The sequence below is a fragment of the Shewanella sp. SW24 genome (assembly GCF_025653395.1).
GTDB lineage: Bacteria > Pseudomonadota > Gammaproteobacteria > Enterobacterales > Shewanellaceae > Shewanella > Shewanella oncorhynchi.
Genome location: NZ_JAKKSH010000016.1, coordinates 59,591 through 77,615, shown reverse-complemented (window position 1 = coordinate 77,615; position 18,025 = coordinate 59,591). Strand labels below are relative to the sequence as shown.

Here is an 18,025-nt window from a genome sequence, read left to right as displayed (position 1 = left end):
ACTATGCCACTATCTGCAGAACACCCTGGTAACTCTCAATAATTCAGTTTGATTAGCGTTTGGCACCGTAATCAATTTCATGGTGTTGGCCATCTTGATTCAGGATACGGTTAATCGTTTCTTGCTGTATTACGAGCAATCTGCCGTTGGTTTCATTGGCTGTTTGGCTATCTTTAACTAAGAGCTGCAAGTTGTCCCATGACATTTTTATTTGCGGTCTTAGGTGATCAGGTAGCGCCGTGATTAAGCGTCTCATGCCACTATTGTCACTATTAAAACCTAGTGTCGCGAGATTTTCGCTTCGCTGTTTGGCTCTCAAAGCTAACTTGTTACACAGTGCAGTTTGACGCTCGTTATGGGCTAAGAGCGCATCATTATCCCTGCGTTGCATTAATTCACGTTGGTGCTTAAGCATTGATTTTAGTTGACTATATCCCTCAAGATCTTGACGAATATCGCGAATTAAACTTTGAACAAGTTCGCGCTTATTTACTTGACTATTATCCATGCTGTATCAATATCTTATCTGCAATTTTATCTAAGCTCAGCTCAAAGTTTCCATTACTTAAAGCCTGACGTATAGCAGCAACTTTATCTGTGTCAACGTCGGAGATGGTATGTAACTCTTTCTGGGTTTGTTCTAACAATTGCCAGTCGTGACTAATATCTTGTCGTGTTGGCGTTGATAGATTTTCTGATTCAACGGGCTTTCTGGGCGTATTAGCGCTCTTACTCGTGCTGAACTCAGTGCTCAAGGCACTGCTAATTTTATTAATTTCCATAGATGTTCATCGTCATAAATGGCTAGATATTAGATATAGGCGACCTAAATAGGATAAATCTAAAATAAATTTTTAAATTTATCCTAAGGTGGCTTAAATGTTAAAAACGGGTTTCAACTCTCCCCTTAGCTATGGGGTAAGCGGTAATGATTTTCCCTGAACTACTATTCCTCACTCTAATGGCATCACCTTGTTTACCCGCATCCATAGCAATCCCAATCATATTGGCATAAAAGGTGGCACTGACTGCTTCAATAATCACTTCATCCCCTATGCTCACGAGTTCTGGTGCACTTAAATTGCTTGCTCTTATGGGTTTGTTTTTGATTATTTTTCTGGCAACCGCTTGCCCTAAAATGTGTTTTTCATCAGTAATAATGTCTTGATCTGACGCAGTTAAGGGCAACATTTGCCATTGTAGATTTTCTGATGTGACAACTTCATCTCTCTTAAGCGTTTTGTTGGCAACAGGAATGTAGGCGCTGAGAGCAACCTTGGCCCGAACATAGAGTGACCAGCCTTCAGAGGCACAGCTTATTTTTCGTTGGATCCGACCGAATGGGAGCCCTTTAGCAGCCTCGACTTGGAGCGCCGTGCTACACGTTTTTAGCTTGGCAGTGCTGGAAGGAATGTGCAGTGTGATTTTTTTGCTGACTTTTTTTATCTCTTGCGATTGTTGCCACTTAGCTATCTCTGCGGCTACGGAGTTTGTCATTTGCTGAGATATTTGTTCTGTCGCCGTGATCTTCCCTTTCGCGTGCACATTGAGCGGAAGTAACCCTATGCTCAGTAAGAAAGTGAGGGAAAAGAACTTTCCGTATATCAATAGCGATTTCATTTAACCAACTGTTTTATATGAATAAGTATATTGGCATGCTAATTGTAAGCTGCTCGGCCATCTAAATTAATTACGCATACAGTACTAGGAGTTGAGATGGCTATCAACCTTGATAAAGCATTAGGAATACATCCTCAGACACTCGATTTTAGAGTGGAGAGAAGCAAGGTATTAGCGAGTAATTTAATCAATGCCGAAACTCCGGGGTACAAAGCGAGAGATTTGGATTTCAAAGCGGCCATGAAGCAAGTTGAAGCAGGCATGCAGATGAATCAAGAGTACAGCCTCGCTTATCGCATGCCTTATCAAAATTCTGCCGATGATAATACCGTGGAACTCGGTAAGGAACAGGCAAGATATTCACAGAATGCGATGGATTATCAAACGAGTTTGACATTTTTAAACATGAAAATAGCCGGTCTAAAGTCTGCTATTGAAGGTCGTTAGGAGCCTGTATGTCATTTGGCGATATTTATCAAATAGCGGGTGCTGGCATGAATGCTCAGACCATACGTTTAAATACGGTCGCGAGTAACTTAGCTAACGCTGGAACTGCCGCCGAAAACCCTGAGTCGGCCTATCGAGCATTAAAACCCGTATTTGCGACTATTTACGATGCGACTCAACAAGGTGCGATTGGTGCTTCGATTGAAGTGAGCGACATAGTCCAAGCGGATGCCCCATTGGATATGCGTTATGAGCCGAATCATCCCTTTGCCAATGAACAAGGCTATGTTGCTTACTCTAATGTGAACACGATTGAAGAAATGGCTGACATGATGGCGGCAAGTCGTTCATTTGAAACCAGTGTTGAAATCATGAATCGTGCGCGTTCTATGCAGCAAGGTTTATTGCAACTAGGGAATAAATAGCAATGGAATTGGCTCGCTCTGGTAACAACTCGATTCAGAATCCTGCAGGTGCATTAGCGGCACCAGGGAATGATGCTGCGTCATTAAAGAATGAATTTATGACCTTAATGATTGCACAAATCAAGAATCAAGATCCCACTAAACCGCTTAACAGTGCTGAGTATATCTCTCAATTAGCGCAGTTTTCGCAGGTCGAAAGCTTAGAGGGAATGCGGAAGAATCAATCAAGCCAAATGGTCATGATGGAAAATTTGGGCATAGTACAGTCGGCATCTTTGATTGGTAAGAATGCCATGGTGCCTGTGTCTGAGTTTCAGCTCGATGGTGAAGCGGTTGAAGGCAAAGTGTATTTAGAGAATGCAGCTGAAGGCTTAGATCTTGAAATTATCGATGCACAAGGTCAGGTCGTTAGCACTATTCAACTCGGTGCTCAGGATGTTGGTGATGTTCGGTTCTCTATCGATCCTGCTGAGCTGGGGTTGTCTGCAGGCAAATATGAAATCAAAGCTAAGGCGACACTAGGTGAAAATAGTTTAGTTGCGCCAACGTATATTAAGGCACCGATCGAGAGAATCCATTTCTCCAGTGCATCCGGCATGATGATGGCTGAAATGGGTCATGGTGTTGGGGTTGTTTCTGTGCTCAATATTTCTGAAGTTTCGTAAATTATTTTTATAGGATATTAAGATGTCATTTAACATAGCTTTAAGTGGTTTACAGGCGACGACTCAAGACCTCAACACTATCAGTAATAACATTGCTAACGCATCAACGAGTGGGTTTCGCGGTGGCCGTAGTGAATTTGCATCAATTTATAATGGTGGTCAGGCGGGTGGCGTTGGCGTGATGTCAACGAGCCAAAACTTCTCTAAAGGTGGCAGCTTAACTTATACCGGTCGTCAGCTTGATATGGGGATCCAAGGCGAAGGCTTTTTTGTTCTCAAGGGGAATGATGGCGGCGCCATGTATGCTAGAGCAGGGATGTTCCATAAGGACAATCAAGGCTTTATAACCGATCCAGTCGGTAATCGTTTACAGGGATATTCTGTGAATGCGACGGGAAGATTGCAAACTGGTAATGCGGGTGATTTACAGGTACAAACGGCTTCTTTAGCGGCCAAAGCCACAACGAATGTCAGCATGGTTTCAAATCTCGATGCGAGAGTCGATGTTATTCCCCCAGCTGTCCCAGCCGTGCCATTTGATCCTAAAAATATTGATAGTTATCACTCTATTGGTACCACCAGTGTCTACGACTCTTTGGGTACTGAGCATGTGGTGACTCAGTATTATGTAAAAACAGCGCCGAATGAGTGGACGATTAATTACACTCTGGATGGGACTCTTCTGCCAGACCAAACAACATTAAAATTTGATTCAAAAGGCATTTTAGATCCAACTACAACAAAGGATACCTTCGACCTTACATTGGGTAATGGGGCATCACCGCTTAAATTTGATATCAATTTTGATAAAAGCACTCAGTATGCCGCCAAATACAACAACTCGAGTTTATCTCAAGACGGTTACACCTCGGGTGAATTGAAAGGTGTGCGTCTGGATGACAATGGCATGTTGTATGGCACTTATACTAACGGCCAAGATCAATTACAGGGTCAGGTCGTCCTCGCAAACTTTAGTAATCCCAACGGTTTATCGGCCGTGAGTAACAATGCTTGGGTGGCTACAAATACCGCTGGGCAAGCGATTATGGGGGCGCCATCTACAGGAACTATGGGCACTGTAACGGGGGGGTATTTAGAGGGCTCGAATGTGGATACGACCGCTGAAATGGTTAACCTCATGTCGGCACAACGTAATTATCAATCTAACGCCAAAGTTCTTGATGTGAACTCGACTATGCAACAAGCATTACTTAATGCCATTTAAGAAGAGACACTGACATGGAGAAGATGCTTTATACCGCCGCCAGTGGTGCAGTTCGTATTCTTGAGGCGCAAAGTATTCGCGCGAATAACTTGGCTAACGCTGAAACTGCAGGATTTAAAGCCGACCTTGAGCGTGTTAATGCAGTGCCTTTAGCTGTTCAAGGTAATAGTTTGAACACAAGGGTCATGGCACAGACTGAGAGTAGTGGTTTTAGCCAGCAAAGTGGGGTGATCAATCCTACGGGCCGTTCATTGGATTTAGCGATCCGCGATCGTGGCTTGTTCAGTGTGGCTGTTGACGGTGTTGAAGCATACACCCGTTCGGGCGCAATCGAGACAAATGCCGAGGGGCAACTGACTATCGATGGCCGACCTGTATTAGGCGTTGATGGGCCGATAGCGCTGCCTGAGCATAAAGATGTCTTTGTGGGTGAAGACGGCACCGTCAGTGTTTTACCCTCTGAAGGCGGGATCATTGAGGAAGTGGGCCGATTAAAGCTAGTGAATCCTGACTTTGCCTTAATGCAAAAGGGGCAAGATGGGTTGCTCTATCGTCGTGATGGCCAAGCAGTGCCACAAGATGAAGGTGTGTTAGTGGATAGTGGCTTCCTTGAGTCGAGTAACGTGCAGGCCGTGTCAGAGCTTATTGCATCTATGGATTTGAGTCGTCAATTTGAGATTCAAGTTAAGTTAATGAAAAGTGCAGAAAAGCTGGCCGAGGCTGGTAATCGTCTGCTGGGCAATGTTTAAGGATTATTGGTATGCAATCAGCGTTATGGGTAAGTAAAACCGGCCTAACAGCACAAGATACGAAAATGACTGCGATTGCCAACAACTTGGCAAACGTGAATACCACAGGTTTTAAGCGTGACCGTGTTGCGTTTAATGATCTGTTTTATCAGGTTCAACGTCAGCCAGGTGGACAGGTTGATGCACTGAATAATCTGCCATCGGGTCTGCAATTAGGTGCAGGAACGAGAGTCGTTGGTACTCAAAAAATATTCACTACTGGGGATATGCAAAATACCAGTCAGCAGTTGGATTTAGCGATCGAAGGTCATGGTTTTTTCCAAGTAGAAGAGCCAAATGGCGATCTTGCTTATACCCGTGACGGTCAGTTTTATCGCAGTAGTGAAGGCATGATGGTCACGTCACAAGGTTTACCTTTAGTGCCTAATATCGTGATCCCTGAAGATGCGCTAACCGTTACCATTGCTAACGATGGTGTTGTCACAGCGAAAATGGCGGGTGAAGCTGAACCTCAAGATTTAGGTCAAATCACGCTTGTTAACTTTACTAATCCAGCAGGGTTAGAAGCTCGAGGTGACAACCTTTACCGTGAAACGGCGGCATCGGGTGTGGCGGTTGAAGGTGTGGCGGGTGATCAAGCTTTAGGTGCTTTAAGACAGGGTGCGCTAGAGGGCGCAAACGTCAACGTGGTGGAAGAAATGGTCGAAATGATTTCCACGCAGAGAGCATATGAGATGAATGCCAAAGTTGTGTCAGCCTCAGACGATATGCTCAAGTTCCTCAATCAATCGGTTTAGAGAGGCAATCATGCGTTGGTTATGGTTTTTATGGTTTGCACTGTTATCGGGTTGTATGTCGCATATTCCAGATAAGGAGACTAAACCTGGCACTAAAGAGTGGGCACCGCCTGAGATTGACTACAGCCTGCCAGATGCAAAGGATGGCAGTCTTTATCGTCCCGGTTTCATGTTGACACTTTTTAAGGATAAACGTGCTTTCCGTGAGGGCGATATTTTAACCGTCGCGTTAGATGAAAAAACCTATTCGAGTAAGAAAGCGGATACCAAGACCAACAAAGAACAAGATATGGGTATGGGACTTGCGGGCAATATTGGTGATAAAACGGCCAATGCTGACGGTAAAACCTCTTTTTCGAGAGGGTTTAATGGTGCAGGCTCAAGTACACAGCAAAACCAGTTATCAGGTTCAATCACTGTAACTGTTTCTAAGGTTTTACCTAATGGTACCTTGTTGATACGTGGTGAAAAATGGCTGCGATTGAATCAGGGCGATGAGTATTTACGCTTACTTGGCATTATACGTGCTGATGATATAGGTAATGACAATACGATATCGTCGCAACGTATTGCCGATGCCCGAATTATCTATGGTGGTCAAGGTGCCATTGCCGACAGTAATGCTATGGGATGGGCTTCTCGCTATTTCAATAGTCCATGGTTCCCGCTCTAGCAAAGGATATTTTGATGCTACGTTGTTTATTATTGTTACTTTTGGCTACTGGTACACTGCAAGCGGAAGAGCAAAGCCGCTACTTGATGGATATTGTCGATGTGCAAGGTCTGCGTGATAACCAACTCGTGGGTTATGGCTTAGTCGTCGGGTTAAATGGGACGGGTGACCGCTCTCAAGTTAAATTTACCAGTCAATCTGTCGTCAATATGCTTAAGCAGTTTGGTGTACAGATTGATGATAAAACCGATCCTAAGTTAAAGAACGTCGCCGCCGTTGCTGTGCATGCGACTATTACTTCTCTGGCGAGCCCAGGACAATCCTTAGATGTGACGGTTTCATCCCTTGGTGATGCAAAAAGTCTTCAGGGCGGAACCTTATTAATGACGCCTCTTAGGGCTGTCGATGGTGAGGTTTACGCGGTAGCGCAGGGCAACTTAGTGGTTGGCGGTATTTCTGCCGCCGGTCGTAATGGATCATCTGTGACTGTGAATGTGCCAACTGTTGGCACTATCCCCAATGGTGCCTTACTTGAGGCACCAATCAAAAGTAACTTTAGTGATAATGAAGACATCATATTAAACCTTAAGGATCCCAACTTTAAAACCGCCCGAAATATCGAACGGGCTGTTAACGAACTATTTGGACCCGATGTTGCGCGTGCGCAAGATCATGCCAAGGTTCTGATACACGCGCCTAAGTCGAATCGAGAGCGTGTGACTTTTATGTCAATGCTTGAAGAACTCAAGATTGACCAAGGCCGACGTTCACCTAGAATCGTGTTTAATAGCCGTACGGGGACAGTGGTATTAGGGGGAGATGTTGTGGTTCGTAAAGCCGCTGTGAGCCATGGCAATCTGACAGTGACTATTGTTGAACGTGAAAACGTGAGCCAGCCTAATGGCGCTTATCTTGGTAATGCCGCAGGGGAAACCGTGGTGACTAATGATAGCCAAGTATTGGTCGAGCAAGGTAACAAACGTATGTTTGTTTGGCCCGAGGGCACAGCAATTGAAGAAATCGTGCGTGCCGTAAATAGCTTAGGTGCGACACCAATGGACTTGATGGCAATTTTAGAAGCTTTGGCGGAAGCGGGCTCTTTAGAAGCTGATTTGGTGGTGATTTAATGAAAGTTGAAAATACGGGCGGTTACTTAAATAAGCTGAATGCCGATGATTTGATTAAGGCGAATGGCGAGCAAGGTGCACTTAAATTAGTCAGTCAACAATTTGAGGCGCAGTTCCTGCAAACGGTACTTAAGCAAATGCGCTCAGCCACCGACGCTATGGCCGATGAAGATAATCCTTTAACCTCCAAAAGCAATAATGGCCTTTATCAAGATTTACATGATGCGGAATTGGCAAGTCGTTTAAGCCAAGTCAATGGTATGGGCTTGGCTGACGTGATGACCAAGCAGCTATCACGTTCATTTCAGTCTGAGAAAGATCCGGTCGCCTTTGATCCTCAACAGATGACAACAACAGCGATGCAGCCTGCACTTATTATGCGGCCCGTTGTGAAGGATTTTAAATGAGCATGTTGAACATTGGTAAGTCTGGCTTATTGGCAAGCATGGCCGCATTGAATGCAACCTCAAATAACGTTGCTAATGCTATGGTTGCAGGCTATTCACGTCAGCAGGTGATGTTAAGTTCGGTTGGTGGCGGTGCTTATGGCTCCGGCGCGGGCGTGTTTGTTGATGGTGTTAGACGGATCTCTGATCAATACGAAGTCGCGCAGTTATGGCAAACCACGAGTGCTGTTGGTTTTTCTAAAGTGCAAAGTAGTTATTTACGTCAGGCTGAACAAGTATTTGGTGCCGAAGGGAATAATATCTCAAAAGGCCTAGATCAATTATTCGCCGCCCTCAATTCATCTATGGAACAACCTAATCTCATTGCCTACCGACAAGGTGTACTTAATGAGGCTAAAGCCGTTGCCCAAAGAGTGAATGCAATCAACGACAATATTGATTCGCAACGTAATCAGATCAATGGACAGCTTGGTTCGTCCGTAAAAGAGATCAACTCACAACTAAATATTATTGCCAGTTTCAACCGCGACATTCAGGCGGCGAGTGTGACAGGAACTATTCCCCCTGCACTGCAAGATAGTCGAGATGCTGCGATTGATGACTTAGCTGCGATTTTAGATATTCGGGTTGTTGAAGATAGCCAAGGCATGGTCAATATCTCGCTGGCACGAGGTGAGCCGCTATTGACGGGAAATACTGCCGCTAAGTTAACGAGTAATCCCGATCCCACCAATCCTAAGAACGATTTGGTGACAATCCAATTTGGTGCTAGCCAGTTTAATGTTGATGAAACCGCTGGTGGCAGTTTAGGTGCCTTGCTTACGTACCGTGATGTGCAGCTCGCGGATTCGCAACAGTACATAGATGAATTAGCGGTAATGTTAGCGACCGAATTTAATTCTATTCTTGCTTCTGGCACTGACTTAAATGGTGCGACACCGTCACAGGATTTATTTACTTATCAAGCTAATAACCCAGGAGGAAGCTTATCTCTAACGGCCGGTTTTACGCCTGATAAACTTGCCTTTGGTAAAGATGGCACCCAAGGCGATAACGCAAATTTAAAAGCTTTAGTACAGCTAGCGAATAAAGAACTGAGTTTTACTAGCCTTGGCAGTAATACAAGCTTAGCGGAATCCTTCTCCAGCAAGGTTGGCCAGTTAGGTTCTGCTTCTCGCCAAGCGATTTCATTTGCTAAAACCAGTGTAGATTTGCAAAAAGATGCGCAGTCCCAATGGGCGAGTACCAGTGGTGTGAATCCCGATGAAGAAGGGATTAATTTGATCATCTATCAGCAGTCATATATGGCGAATGCGAAGGTGATTTCCACCGCAGATCAACTGTTTCAAACTATGCTTAGTAGCTTTTAAGGACTTTATTCATGCGTGTAACAATGCAAAATTTATACACTAACAATTTAAACAGTTTGCAGAACACGACCTATGATGTGGCACGTTTGAATCAAATGCTCTCTAAAGGTGTTTCAATACTATCGCCTTCGGATGATCCTATTGGTGTTGTTCGGGTAATGGATAACCAACGTGATTTAGCACTAGTACAGCAATATGTTAAAAATATCGATTCCTTAAGTACCAATATGAGCCGTGCTGAAACCTATTTATCCAGCATGGTTGAGACGCAGCAGCGGATGAAAGAAATCAGTATTGCGACTAATAGCTCGAATCTCTCGAAAGAGGATAGAGCATCCTATGCTTCTGAAATGGAAGAACTCTTAAAGGGGTTAGTGGATAATATTAACGCCACTGATGAGTCGGGTAATTATCTCTTTTCCGGTAATGCGATTGAGAAAGCTGCGGTAGTTAAGGATGCGGTTGGGCGATACGTCTATCAAGGTGATGCTAGCGAGAGAACGGTACAAACGTCTAGCTCTTCATGGACTACGGCTAATGTCACCGCCGAAAAAGTCTTGTTCTCCAATGCTGGTCAAGATATTTTGAATCAAGCAATGGACTATATTAACGTATTAAATGATCCAAGCTTATCACCAAGCGATCCTGCTTTTAGTGCGGCCGCGAGTGGAATACAAACAGCGTTAAGTGAAACCTTAGATAGCATAGGTGCGGCTATTACCGATTTCGGTGGCAAGCAAAATAATCTCGCTTTAGTTAAAAGCTCCCATGAAGAAATGGTGTTGTTTAGTAAACAAGTGATAGGTGAAACGCAGGAGCTCGATTATGCCGCTGCCACTGCCGAGTTCAATGTCAAATTAACCGCATTAAAAATTACCCAGCAAACTTTTGTACAGATAAGCCAGCTGTCCCTTTTCAATCATATGTAGGTAATGAGTTAAATGATCAAAGGGATAGGTGAGTCACTTAGTCAGTTACGTCAAAGTCAGACGGTAACGTCTCATTATGTTGCTCCGATATCAGGTGCGCCCCGCAGTGCACCGAAAGCGAGGCCCATACCTAAGCATAGATTGGAAGCCTATGGACGTTGGGCCAAGGTGACTCAAGAGCAACATAATATTAGTGCATCGCAAGTGGTGTTACAGAGCTTGATTTCAGCCAAAAGTATCCTAGGTCAACTAAACAAACAGCTACAAACCTGCTTGTTCAGTAAAAACACAGTTGTTGAAGATGCATTACATAAAGCGGAGGAGTGTCGAAGACAATTAATCGAGATTAGGCCTTATTACCAAGGAAAGCGTTTACTCGATCATCACTTGAATTTGATTTCAGCATCCCAGCCTGCGGCATTACATTTTTTTAGGTTCCGACGAGTCGATCTCACATCACCTAAGAACCGCGATGAGCGGATTACGCTTTTTACAGAGAAGCAAACATTGCATTTGCTTTTGCCTGCCAATAAAAATCGCTTAGAGCTACAAGATATCATAGAGCCTGTTTTAGCTTCGATTGGGATAAGTATCGACCGCTTATCGACCAATGACACAGTGTTTACTGTACAGCATGAGACTTGGATGAAGCTCAATGGGGCGATTTTAATGGTTGGCGAAGGGCAAAGATTGCCAGCGGGTGAGCCGAGGAATATACCATTAGAAGAGAAATTTAGTTGGCAGGATCCCCGTGAATGGAATTTTACGGATACTGAAAAGTTAAAAATGACATTGGCTAAAGTGTCAAAGGTAGATAAAAAAGTCACAGTGCAAATTGATGATATTAAAGCATCCCACCGTTTACTACTGGTGAAGGTTAAGCAATTGACCGCATCTAGTCAGCCCAAATTTGAACTCCAACATTTGCATAAATTTATGCAACCCTATCCTTTTGCCTATCAAGTAACATCTTTGATGGCGCAGGGAAATACGAACCGCGAACAGGTTAGCGCTCTGCTGCTCTAATTTTTGAAGCGAACCCTAAGTGTGATTATTTAATTTTTGAAAATAAGCTATTTGGCTTCAGTGAAGAGCTTTTCATGTCGCCTTAATGAGTTATGCCTGGATTCAGGCCTAACCAAAACAATCGTTATTTTCTGGAGAACTACTATGTTAGGTGTTCATACTAATTACGCTTCAATCGTTGCGCAGGGTGCTGTAAATAAAAGCAATAACCTTTTAACTAATGCTATGGAGCGTTTATCGACTGGTTTACGTATTAATAGTGCATCTGATGATGCTGCTGGTCTGCAAATTGCTAACCGCATGAGCGCTAACGTAAAAGGTATGGAAACGGCTTCACGCAATATTTCTGATGCGACCTCTATGCTACAAACCGCTGATGGTGCGTTAGAAGAATTAACGACCATTGCTAATCGCCAGAAAGAATTGGCTACTCAAGCCTCTAACGGCGTTAACTCTGCGGCTGATTTAACGGCATTAAATGATGAGTTCACGCAATTGAACGCCGAAATAACGCGTATTGTAGAAAATACTACTTATGCCGGTAATAAATTATTCGATACTGGTGTATTGACCTCTGGTACGGGCGTGAAATTTCAAATTGGCGCCGGAACAACGGAAACAATGGATGTTAAATTAGGCGCAATTCCTAAAACTGTCGCAGGTACTTTAACAGGTGGTACCGCCAATGCTGCGATTGCCCTTGTGGATACCTTCTTAGCCGCTGTGGGTACTGAGCGTTCTACCTTAGGTGCCAACATTAACCGTCTTGGCCATACTGCGGCTAACTTAGCTAGCGTAACTGAAAACACCAAAGCCGCTGCTGGCCGTATTATGGATGCCGATTTTGCGGTTGAATCTGCCAATATGACGCGCAATCAATTATTAGTTCAAGCAGGTACAACGGTACTGTCTTCAGCTAACCAAAATACGGGTTTAGTGATGGGGTTACTGCGCTAATGTTATTCAATTAGTCAGTGTTAGTTTTAATGCCAGTAAGCTTAGCTTACTGGCATTTTTTATGGTGTTTGCGCATGCCATTTCAGTCTAGTTTTTACAGTGCTATGCACTCTATTTTTTAAATATCGATTTTAGTTGTGTGCTGTTGTTGTCGCTTTAGTTAGTTATGCCTGAACTCAGGTCTAACCCAAATGCTCGTTATTTAATGGAGAACTACATATGTTAGGTGTTCACACTAATTACGCTTCAATTGTTGCTCAAGGTGCTGTTAACAAAAGCAATAACCTATTGACTAATGCAATGGAGCGTTTATCGACAGGTTTACGTATCAATAGCGCATCTGATGATGCTGCTGGTTTGCAAATTGCTAACCGCATGAGCGCTAACGTTAAAGGTATGGAAACCGCTTCACGTAATATTTCTGATGCGACCTCTATGCTACAAACCGCTGATGGTGCGTTAGAAGAATTAACGACCATTGCTAATCGCCAGAAAGAACTCGCCACTCAAGCGGCAAACGGTGTGAACTCTGCTGATGATTTAACGGCTCTGAATGATGAGTTTACTCAATTAAACACCGAAATTACCCGTATTCTCGATAATACAACTTATGCCGGTAATAACTTATTCACCAAGTTGGAGGCTGGTGTTACCTTCCAAATTGGTGCCGGAACGGGTGAAAAATTGGTTGTTACAACAACAGCCATAGATGATGCTGCGCTGGCTGCTGGTGATTTAACTACTGGCGCGAATGCGGCAATTGCCCTTGTTGATACGTTCATCGCAGCAGTCGGTACAGAACGTTCTACACTAGGCGCCAACATTAACCGTCTTGGACATACTGCAGCTAACCTTGCCAGTGTGACTGAAAATACCAAAGCTGCCGCTGGACGTATTATGGATGCCGATTTCGCGGTTGAATCTGCCAATATGACCCGCAATCAATTATTAGTTCAAGCGGGTACAACGGTACTGTCTTCTGCTAACCAAAATACAGGTTTAGTGATGGGGCTACTGCGTTAATTACGCCGAGTTGAGTTAGTTTTAAGTGCCAGTAAGCTTAGCTTGCTGGCATTTTTTATGGCGTTTTGTGGATGCCATTTAAGTCTGTTTTTATAGAGGTGATCCCATCTATTTTTAAATAAGTTTTAGTTTTGCGCTGTTGCTGTCGCCTTACTTAGTTATGGAGCTATACCGGGATTCAGGTATAGCCAAGATAACTGTTTTTTCTAGGAGAGCTGATATGTTAGGTGTTCACACTAATTACGCGTCAATTGTTGCACAAGGTGCTGTTAATAAAAGTAATAATCTATTAACTAATGCTATGGAGCGTTTGTCGACGGGTTTACGTATCAATAGCGCATCTGATGATGCAGCGGGTTTGCAAATTGCTAACCGCATGAGCGCTAACGTAAAGGGCATGGAAACGGCTTCACGCAATATTTCTGATGCGACCTCTATGCTGCAAACCGCTGATGGTGCGTTAGAAGAATTAACGACCATTGCTAACCGCCAGAAAGAATTGGCGACTCAAGCATCAAACGGCGTTAACTCTACAGCAGATTTAAAAGCGTTGGATGATGAGTTTAAGCAATTAAATGCAGAAATTACCCGGATTGTAGAAAATACAACCTATGCGGGTAATAACTTATTTAAAGATGCTACTGATGGTGTACTCGTCAAAGGTGTGACCTTTCAGATTGGCTCGGATGGAGCAGAGCAAATGTCAGTTACCTTAGGTGCTATTGATAAGACTGTTACTGGTGATTTGTTGACTTCTGCAGCCGCCAATACGGCTATCGGGGCTGTTGATACCTTCTTGGCTAAAGTGGGGACAGAACGTTCAACCTTAGGTGCCAACATTAACCGTCTTGGCCATACTGCGGCTAACCTTGCCAGTGTAACTGAAAATACTAAAGCCGCTGCCGGCCGTATTATGGATGCCGATTTCGCGGTTGAATCTGCCAATATGACACGTAATCAATTATTAGTTCAGGCGGGTACAACGGTACTGTCTTCAGCTAACCAGAACACGGGCTTAGTCATGGGTTTATTGCGTTAATGTTATTGAGCAAGTGATGTCATTGGTCACGGCTAAAATGCCAGTTAGTTGCGCTGACTGGCATTTTTATTTTAGCCACGGTTTATGTATTGGTCGGTAGTCGCTAAACCCGAGATTGAAACCTATAAGGTTCATGTTTTAGTGGGTAATTTTCGATAACACAAAGTGGAAGATGGTTTTCCTGTTTAAGTGTCCATGCGGAAGTATTTAGCTGTGTTTGGGCCAGTTAATTATTTAAATTTCTTTAAAAACAGTAACTTGTTTTTGGCATGCGTTTTGCTCTAGAACGAGTGGAGGTAGTCATGATTTCAGGTATGAATGCAGCACAATTTGCTCAGCAACTGATTGGCGCAGACCGCGCAGGTAAAGATACGCTTTACAAAGGTAAGCTAACTGCCAGCAAAACACAGTTAGATGCTTATACATTGCTCGAAAATAATATGAAGAAGATGGCCACTAAGCTGAGTGAAATGGGTGGCGATGCAGCTAAAGGCAAAATTGCTACGGTTACGGGCGAGAATGCGACCGCGACAGTTAAATCTGATGCTCCAAAGGGCAACTATGATTTGAGCGTGCATAAACTTGCGCAAGCGCATCAACTGACTAAAGCCTATTCCTCTGAAAGTGAATTGTTGCCAACGTCGGGCATTATCAGTATTCAAGTCGGTAGTGATCCGACTAAGCGCATGGACATTGATTTGGCAACGGTTAATGGCGGTGCGGCTATTTCTGTGTCTCAGTTACGCGATGTGATCAATAAACAAGTGGGTAATCCTGGTGTACAAGCGTCATTAGTGCGCACAGGTAACCAAATCGAATTTATGCTGTCTTCAAAGGAATCGGGTGTCGCGAATCAAGTGAAGGTAGAGTTTAACGGTGCCGATTGGGGCATGACAGAACGTCGTGCAGCACAAGATGCGGAACTCACATTAAACGGTATCAGTATTACCAGCAGTAGTAACTATCTAGAAAATGTTGTTGATGGTGTCAGCCTCGAATTAGTCAAGGTGCATGCGGCTGGTGAAAGCAGCATGATTAAAGTCACTGACGATTTTGAAGCGAATAAGAAAGCGGTTAAGGATTTTGTCGATTCATTTAATTCTTTAATGACGCAAATTAATCAATTAACTCGTTCTATGGGCGTTAAAACCTCTGACTCTGGCTCTTCCGATAAAGATAAGGAAGACAAAAGCACTGCAGTGAGTGAAGCGCAAATTGGTGTGTTGAAGGGGGATACCTCTATTCGCCTTCTCCAGTCTAAATTACGTGATTCTGTATTTGCAATGGCTGCTAATGGCATGCGTTTGTCTGATATCGGGATTGAGATTGGACGAGACGGAAAACTAAAAATTGATGATGCTAAGCTGACCGATAGCTTTAAAAGTGATCCAGAAAAAGTACAAGCCATGTTTACTGGTCCTGACAGTTATATCAAAAGCATAGAAAAGACCCTAAAACCTTTTACACAGTTCAATGGCTATATCGATCAAAAGCAGGAAGCGCTAAATAAGCAGATTAAAAGTGTGAATGACAGTATGGCGCGCCATGATTATCAAATGAATCAAAAGTATCAGATTTATTTAACCCAGTTTACGGCAATGGAATCCACCATTAATCAGTTTAATTCCGCAAGTCAGTTGTTTTCATAGGAAGCAGTAAAAAATGTTAAATGAGTACGATCCATTTAATGCCTACAAGCAAACCGCTTTAGATGCACAAGTAGCGGCAGCAACAACCCATGACATGGTGCGTATGTTACTTGATGGTTTATTGGAAGAACTAGAGCGGACCGCTGGCCATATGGAATACCAAAGGTTTGAGGCGAAAGGAATGAGTATCCATAAGTGCCTTAATATCGTGCATGGCTTGGACTCTATGCTTGACCTTGAAAATGGTGGTGAGGTTGCCGTGAGCTTACATCGTCTCTATGACTTTTGTAGCCGTCAGCTTGTCAGCGCCAGTGTCGAAAACAGTGCTGAAGCGCTAGTTCCAGTGACTCAGGTGATTACCAATGTCAGAGAAGGATGGACAAATCTCAATTAAGCAGTGGGCGCGTTTTGCGAATGCTTTACGCCAATATGCAGATGCTCAGGATTGGGAAAGCGTCCGAAAAGTGAACATCGCTTTGATCAAAGCCCTGCAACAGGCAGGTGAGACTCATGATATTGAGCAGAAATTGGCACGTGCAGAATTAAAGCGGGTTCATTCCCAAGTGCTGCAAGAGTTGATCTTGGCTCGTGATGAATTAGCCGCTGAAATGGGCCGCTTTAAGGCGCAACAACCAGGTTTAGCAGCCTATCAATTAACACAAGTAAGTGGAGCTTTGGATGATCTCTGATCTTCTTTCAACTCGTCCTGTTGGCACAAATACCAGCTTGACGACTAAAGTGACAAGTGCAGTTGATAAAGATAAATCTGAGTCATTTACCTTGTTGGCATTCCCTATAGGATTGCCTGCGGAATCTCTTCCGCTAGAGAGTGCTATGTGGACTCCGAGTGCAGAAAAAGCTCTAGGTAGTGATGCTGATACCTTTTTAAATCAATATATTAATAGTGATTTTTCCGACTCAGTGCCTTTTGCACCCGTTGCTTCTTCTGTTGTATCAGTTGCTGCTCCTGTTGTACCAGGAGTATCTCCGTCACTGTTAAATACTGAGATTAACTCAGCACCTATTAGTCAAGATGGCTTAGCCGCTACGCCTCAGAACAGTCTCGTTTCACCGACTGCTGTCGCGCCGTTTGTTCCTGTGATTTTTCCTGCGGAAACTGTTAAAGCGGATCCGATAGGTCGAACTCCAGCGTCTTTAATTGGGCTCTCAGCCACAGATCAAAGAGGAACGCTATTTAGTTCAGGGATGACCTCATCTATGGCTCTTGCAGGAAGTCGTACTCAGCCTGTGGGCATGAGTGGCGAATCCTTGAAAATGAGCGGCGTATTTACGCAGGATTCAACGCTGGCAACTTTCTCTGGGGATTTTGAGCATTTGAAATCTGACTCGTCAGTGTTTCAGCGTGTGTTGGCAGAACTTAGGGGGCATGAAGTTAAAGATATTAATGCGATAGGATCTCAGCAGGTTGCGGGTACGCAGGCTGCAAGTGCTACTCAATGGGGCCCCGTATCTCTCACTCCCATGGCTTATTTAGCGCAGCACTCTCAGGAGATCCTTACTCCCTTAAGAGAGCATCTTCGTTTCCAAGTCGATCAACATATTAAGAAAGCCGAATTAAGGTTAGATCCGCCAGAGCTGGGCAAGATTGAGCTCAATATCCGTTTAGAGGGTGATCGTTTACAGGTGCAAATGCATGCAGTAAATCCGGCAATTCGAGATGCATTACTCAATGGTTTGGATCGTTTGAGAGTGGATTTAGCAATGGATCATGGCGGTCAAATTGATGTCGATATTGGTCAAGGTGAATCGCAACAGCATCAACAGGAAACTGCATTATTCTCCTCTTCGATAGCGGCTGAGACTACAACGGATAATGTAGTCGATGTGATGGCGAGAGAGAAATCCCAATTAGATTTATTGGCTTAAGTGCCGGAGT

The 18,025-nt window shown here is 43.9% G+C and carries 22 protein-coding genes; 19 read left to right on the top strand and 3 right to left on the bottom strand.

The window, feature by feature from the left end:
- Positions 1 to 52: 52 nt before the first annotated feature.
- From L5M17_RS14325 to flgA, 3 genes are all read right to left on the bottom strand, one after another.
- The gene (locus L5M17_RS14325) at positions 53 to 508 is read right to left on the bottom strand and encodes a flagellar protein FlgN (RefSeq protein ID WP_028761850.1); all 456 of its coding nucleotides are present in this window, start codon (positions 506 to 508) and stop codon (positions 53 to 55) included.
- Complete coding sequence (gene flgM / locus L5M17_RS14320; protein ID WP_263148208.1) at positions 501 to 782, bottom strand: flagellar biosynthesis anti-sigma factor FlgM; 282 nt, start codon at positions 780 to 782, stop codon at positions 501 to 503. The genes L5M17_RS14325 and flgM overlap by 8 nt, the downstream gene beginning before the upstream one ends.
- A 100-nt stretch (positions 783 to 882) precedes the next feature.
- Complete coding sequence (flgA, locus tag L5M17_RS14315; RefSeq protein WP_131523391.1) at positions 883 to 1,620, bottom strand: flagellar basal body P-ring formation chaperone FlgA; 738 nt, start codon at positions 1,618 to 1,620, stop codon at positions 883 to 885.
- A gap of 96 nt (positions 1,621 to 1,716) precedes the next feature.
- Here flgA and flgB point away from each other — a divergent pair, with 96 nt between their 5' ends.
- The 19 genes from flgB to L5M17_RS14220 all read left to right on the top strand — a co-directional run bounded on the left by flgB (position 1,717) and on the right by L5M17_RS14220 (position 18,015).
- A complete protein-coding gene (flgB, locus tag L5M17_RS14310) occupies positions 1,717 to 2,067 on the top strand; it encodes a flagellar basal body rod protein FlgB (protein ID WP_113940826.1) in 351 nt (116 codons plus the stop codon).
- A gap of 8 nt (positions 2,068 to 2,075) precedes the next feature.
- On the top strand, positions 2,076 to 2,492 hold the full coding sequence (gene flgC / locus L5M17_RS14305) for a flagellar basal body rod protein FlgC (protein WP_113940825.1): 417 nt from the start codon (positions 2,076 to 2,078) through the stop codon (positions 2,490 to 2,492).
- 2 nt (positions 2,493 to 2,494) lie between these two features.
- Positions 2,495 to 3,157 carry a flagellar hook assembly protein FlgD gene (locus L5M17_RS14300; RefSeq protein ID WP_263148206.1) on the top strand — a complete coding sequence of 221 codons (663 nt, stop codon included), beginning with the start codon at positions 2,495 to 2,497 and terminating at the stop codon, positions 3,155 to 3,157.
- 22 nt (positions 3,158 to 3,179) lie between these two features.
- Positions 3,180 to 4,382: a flagellar hook protein FlgE gene (flgE, locus tag L5M17_RS14295; RefSeq protein ID WP_198573117.1), complete on the top strand. Its 1,203-nt coding sequence runs from the start codon at positions 3,180 to 3,182 to the stop codon at positions 4,380 to 4,382.
- A gap of 14 nt (positions 4,383 to 4,396) precedes the next feature.
- On the top strand, positions 4,397 to 5,131 hold the full coding sequence (locus L5M17_RS14290) for a flagellar basal body rod protein FlgF (RefSeq protein ID WP_131523393.1): 735 nt from the start codon (positions 4,397 to 4,399) through the stop codon (positions 5,129 to 5,131).
- A gap of 11 nt (positions 5,132 to 5,142) precedes the next feature.
- Entirely contained in the window at positions 5,143 to 5,928 is a 786-nt protein-coding gene (flgG, locus tag L5M17_RS14285; RefSeq protein WP_006083393.1) for a flagellar basal-body rod protein FlgG, read from the top strand.
- A gap of 10 nt (positions 5,929 to 5,938) precedes the next feature.
- Positions 5,939 to 6,601: a flagellar basal body L-ring protein FlgH gene (flgH, locus tag L5M17_RS14280; RefSeq protein ID WP_113940821.1), complete on the top strand. Its 663-nt coding sequence runs from the start codon at positions 5,939 to 5,941 to the stop codon at positions 6,599 to 6,601.
- A 14-nt stretch (positions 6,602 to 6,615) separates the two neighbouring features.
- Positions 6,616 to 7,728: a flagellar basal body P-ring protein FlgI gene (locus L5M17_RS14275; protein ID WP_113940820.1), complete on the top strand. Its 1,113-nt coding sequence runs from the start codon at positions 6,616 to 6,618 to the stop codon at positions 7,726 to 7,728.
- Positions 7,728 to 8,135, top strand: a complete 408-nt coding sequence (locus tag L5M17_RS14270) for a rod-binding protein (RefSeq protein ID WP_113940819.1) — start codon at positions 7,728 to 7,730, stop codon at positions 8,133 to 8,135. The genes L5M17_RS14275 and L5M17_RS14270 overlap by 1 nt, the downstream gene beginning before the upstream one ends.
- The gene (flgK, locus tag L5M17_RS14265; RefSeq protein WP_113940818.1) at positions 8,132 to 9,505 is read left to right on the top strand and encodes a flagellar hook-associated protein FlgK; all 1,374 of its coding nucleotides are present in this window, start codon (positions 8,132 to 8,134) and stop codon (positions 9,503 to 9,505) included. The genes L5M17_RS14270 and flgK overlap by 4 nt, the downstream gene beginning before the upstream one ends.
- 11 nt (positions 9,506 to 9,516) lie before the next feature.
- Complete coding sequence (gene flgL / locus L5M17_RS14260) at positions 9,517 to 10,434, top strand: flagellar hook-associated protein FlgL (RefSeq protein ID WP_219251932.1); 918 nt, start codon at positions 9,517 to 9,519, stop codon at positions 10,432 to 10,434.
- Positions 10,435 to 10,446: 12 nt separating this feature from the next.
- Positions 10,447 to 11,460, top strand: coding sequence for a hypothetical protein (locus tag L5M17_RS14255; protein WP_113940816.1), 1,014 nt, complete (start codon positions 10,447 to 10,449; stop codon positions 11,458 to 11,460).
- Between the two features lie 144 nt (positions 11,461 to 11,604).
- Positions 11,605 to 12,417: a flagellin gene (locus tag L5M17_RS14250; protein WP_006083386.1), complete on the top strand. Its 813-nt coding sequence runs from the start codon at positions 11,605 to 11,607 to the stop codon at positions 12,415 to 12,417.
- A gap of 219 nt (positions 12,418 to 12,636) precedes the next feature.
- The gene (locus tag L5M17_RS14245) at positions 12,637 to 13,440 is read left to right on the top strand and encodes a flagellin (protein WP_113940815.1); all 804 of its coding nucleotides are present in this window, start codon (positions 12,637 to 12,639) and stop codon (positions 13,438 to 13,440) included.
- A 220-nt stretch (positions 13,441 to 13,660) separates the two neighbouring features.
- Positions 13,661 to 14,479, top strand: a complete 819-nt coding sequence (locus L5M17_RS14240) for a flagellin (RefSeq protein WP_113940814.1) — start codon at positions 13,661 to 13,663, stop codon at positions 14,477 to 14,479.
- Positions 14,480 to 14,781: 302 nt separating this feature from the next.
- Positions 14,782 to 16,128: a flagellar filament capping protein FliD gene (gene fliD / locus L5M17_RS14235; protein WP_263148203.1), complete on the top strand. Its 1,347-nt coding sequence runs from the start codon at positions 14,782 to 14,784 to the stop codon at positions 16,126 to 16,128.
- A 13-nt stretch (positions 16,129 to 16,141) separates the two neighbouring features.
- Positions 16,142 to 16,522 carry a flagellar export chaperone FliS gene (gene fliS / locus L5M17_RS14230; protein WP_113940812.1) on the top strand — a complete coding sequence of 127 codons (381 nt, stop codon included), beginning with the start codon at positions 16,142 to 16,144 and terminating at the stop codon, positions 16,520 to 16,522.
- Complete coding sequence (locus tag L5M17_RS14225) at positions 16,491 to 16,817, top strand: hypothetical protein (protein WP_168825871.1); 327 nt, start codon at positions 16,491 to 16,493, stop codon at positions 16,815 to 16,817. The genes fliS and L5M17_RS14225 overlap by 32 nt, the downstream gene beginning before the upstream one ends.
- Entirely contained in the window at positions 16,807 to 18,015 is a 1,209-nt protein-coding gene (locus L5M17_RS14220; protein ID WP_263148201.1) for a flagellar hook-length control protein FliK, read from the top strand. Before L5M17_RS14225 ends, L5M17_RS14220 begins: the two co-directional genes overlap by 11 nt.
- Positions 18,016 to 18,025: the final 10 nt, after the last annotated feature.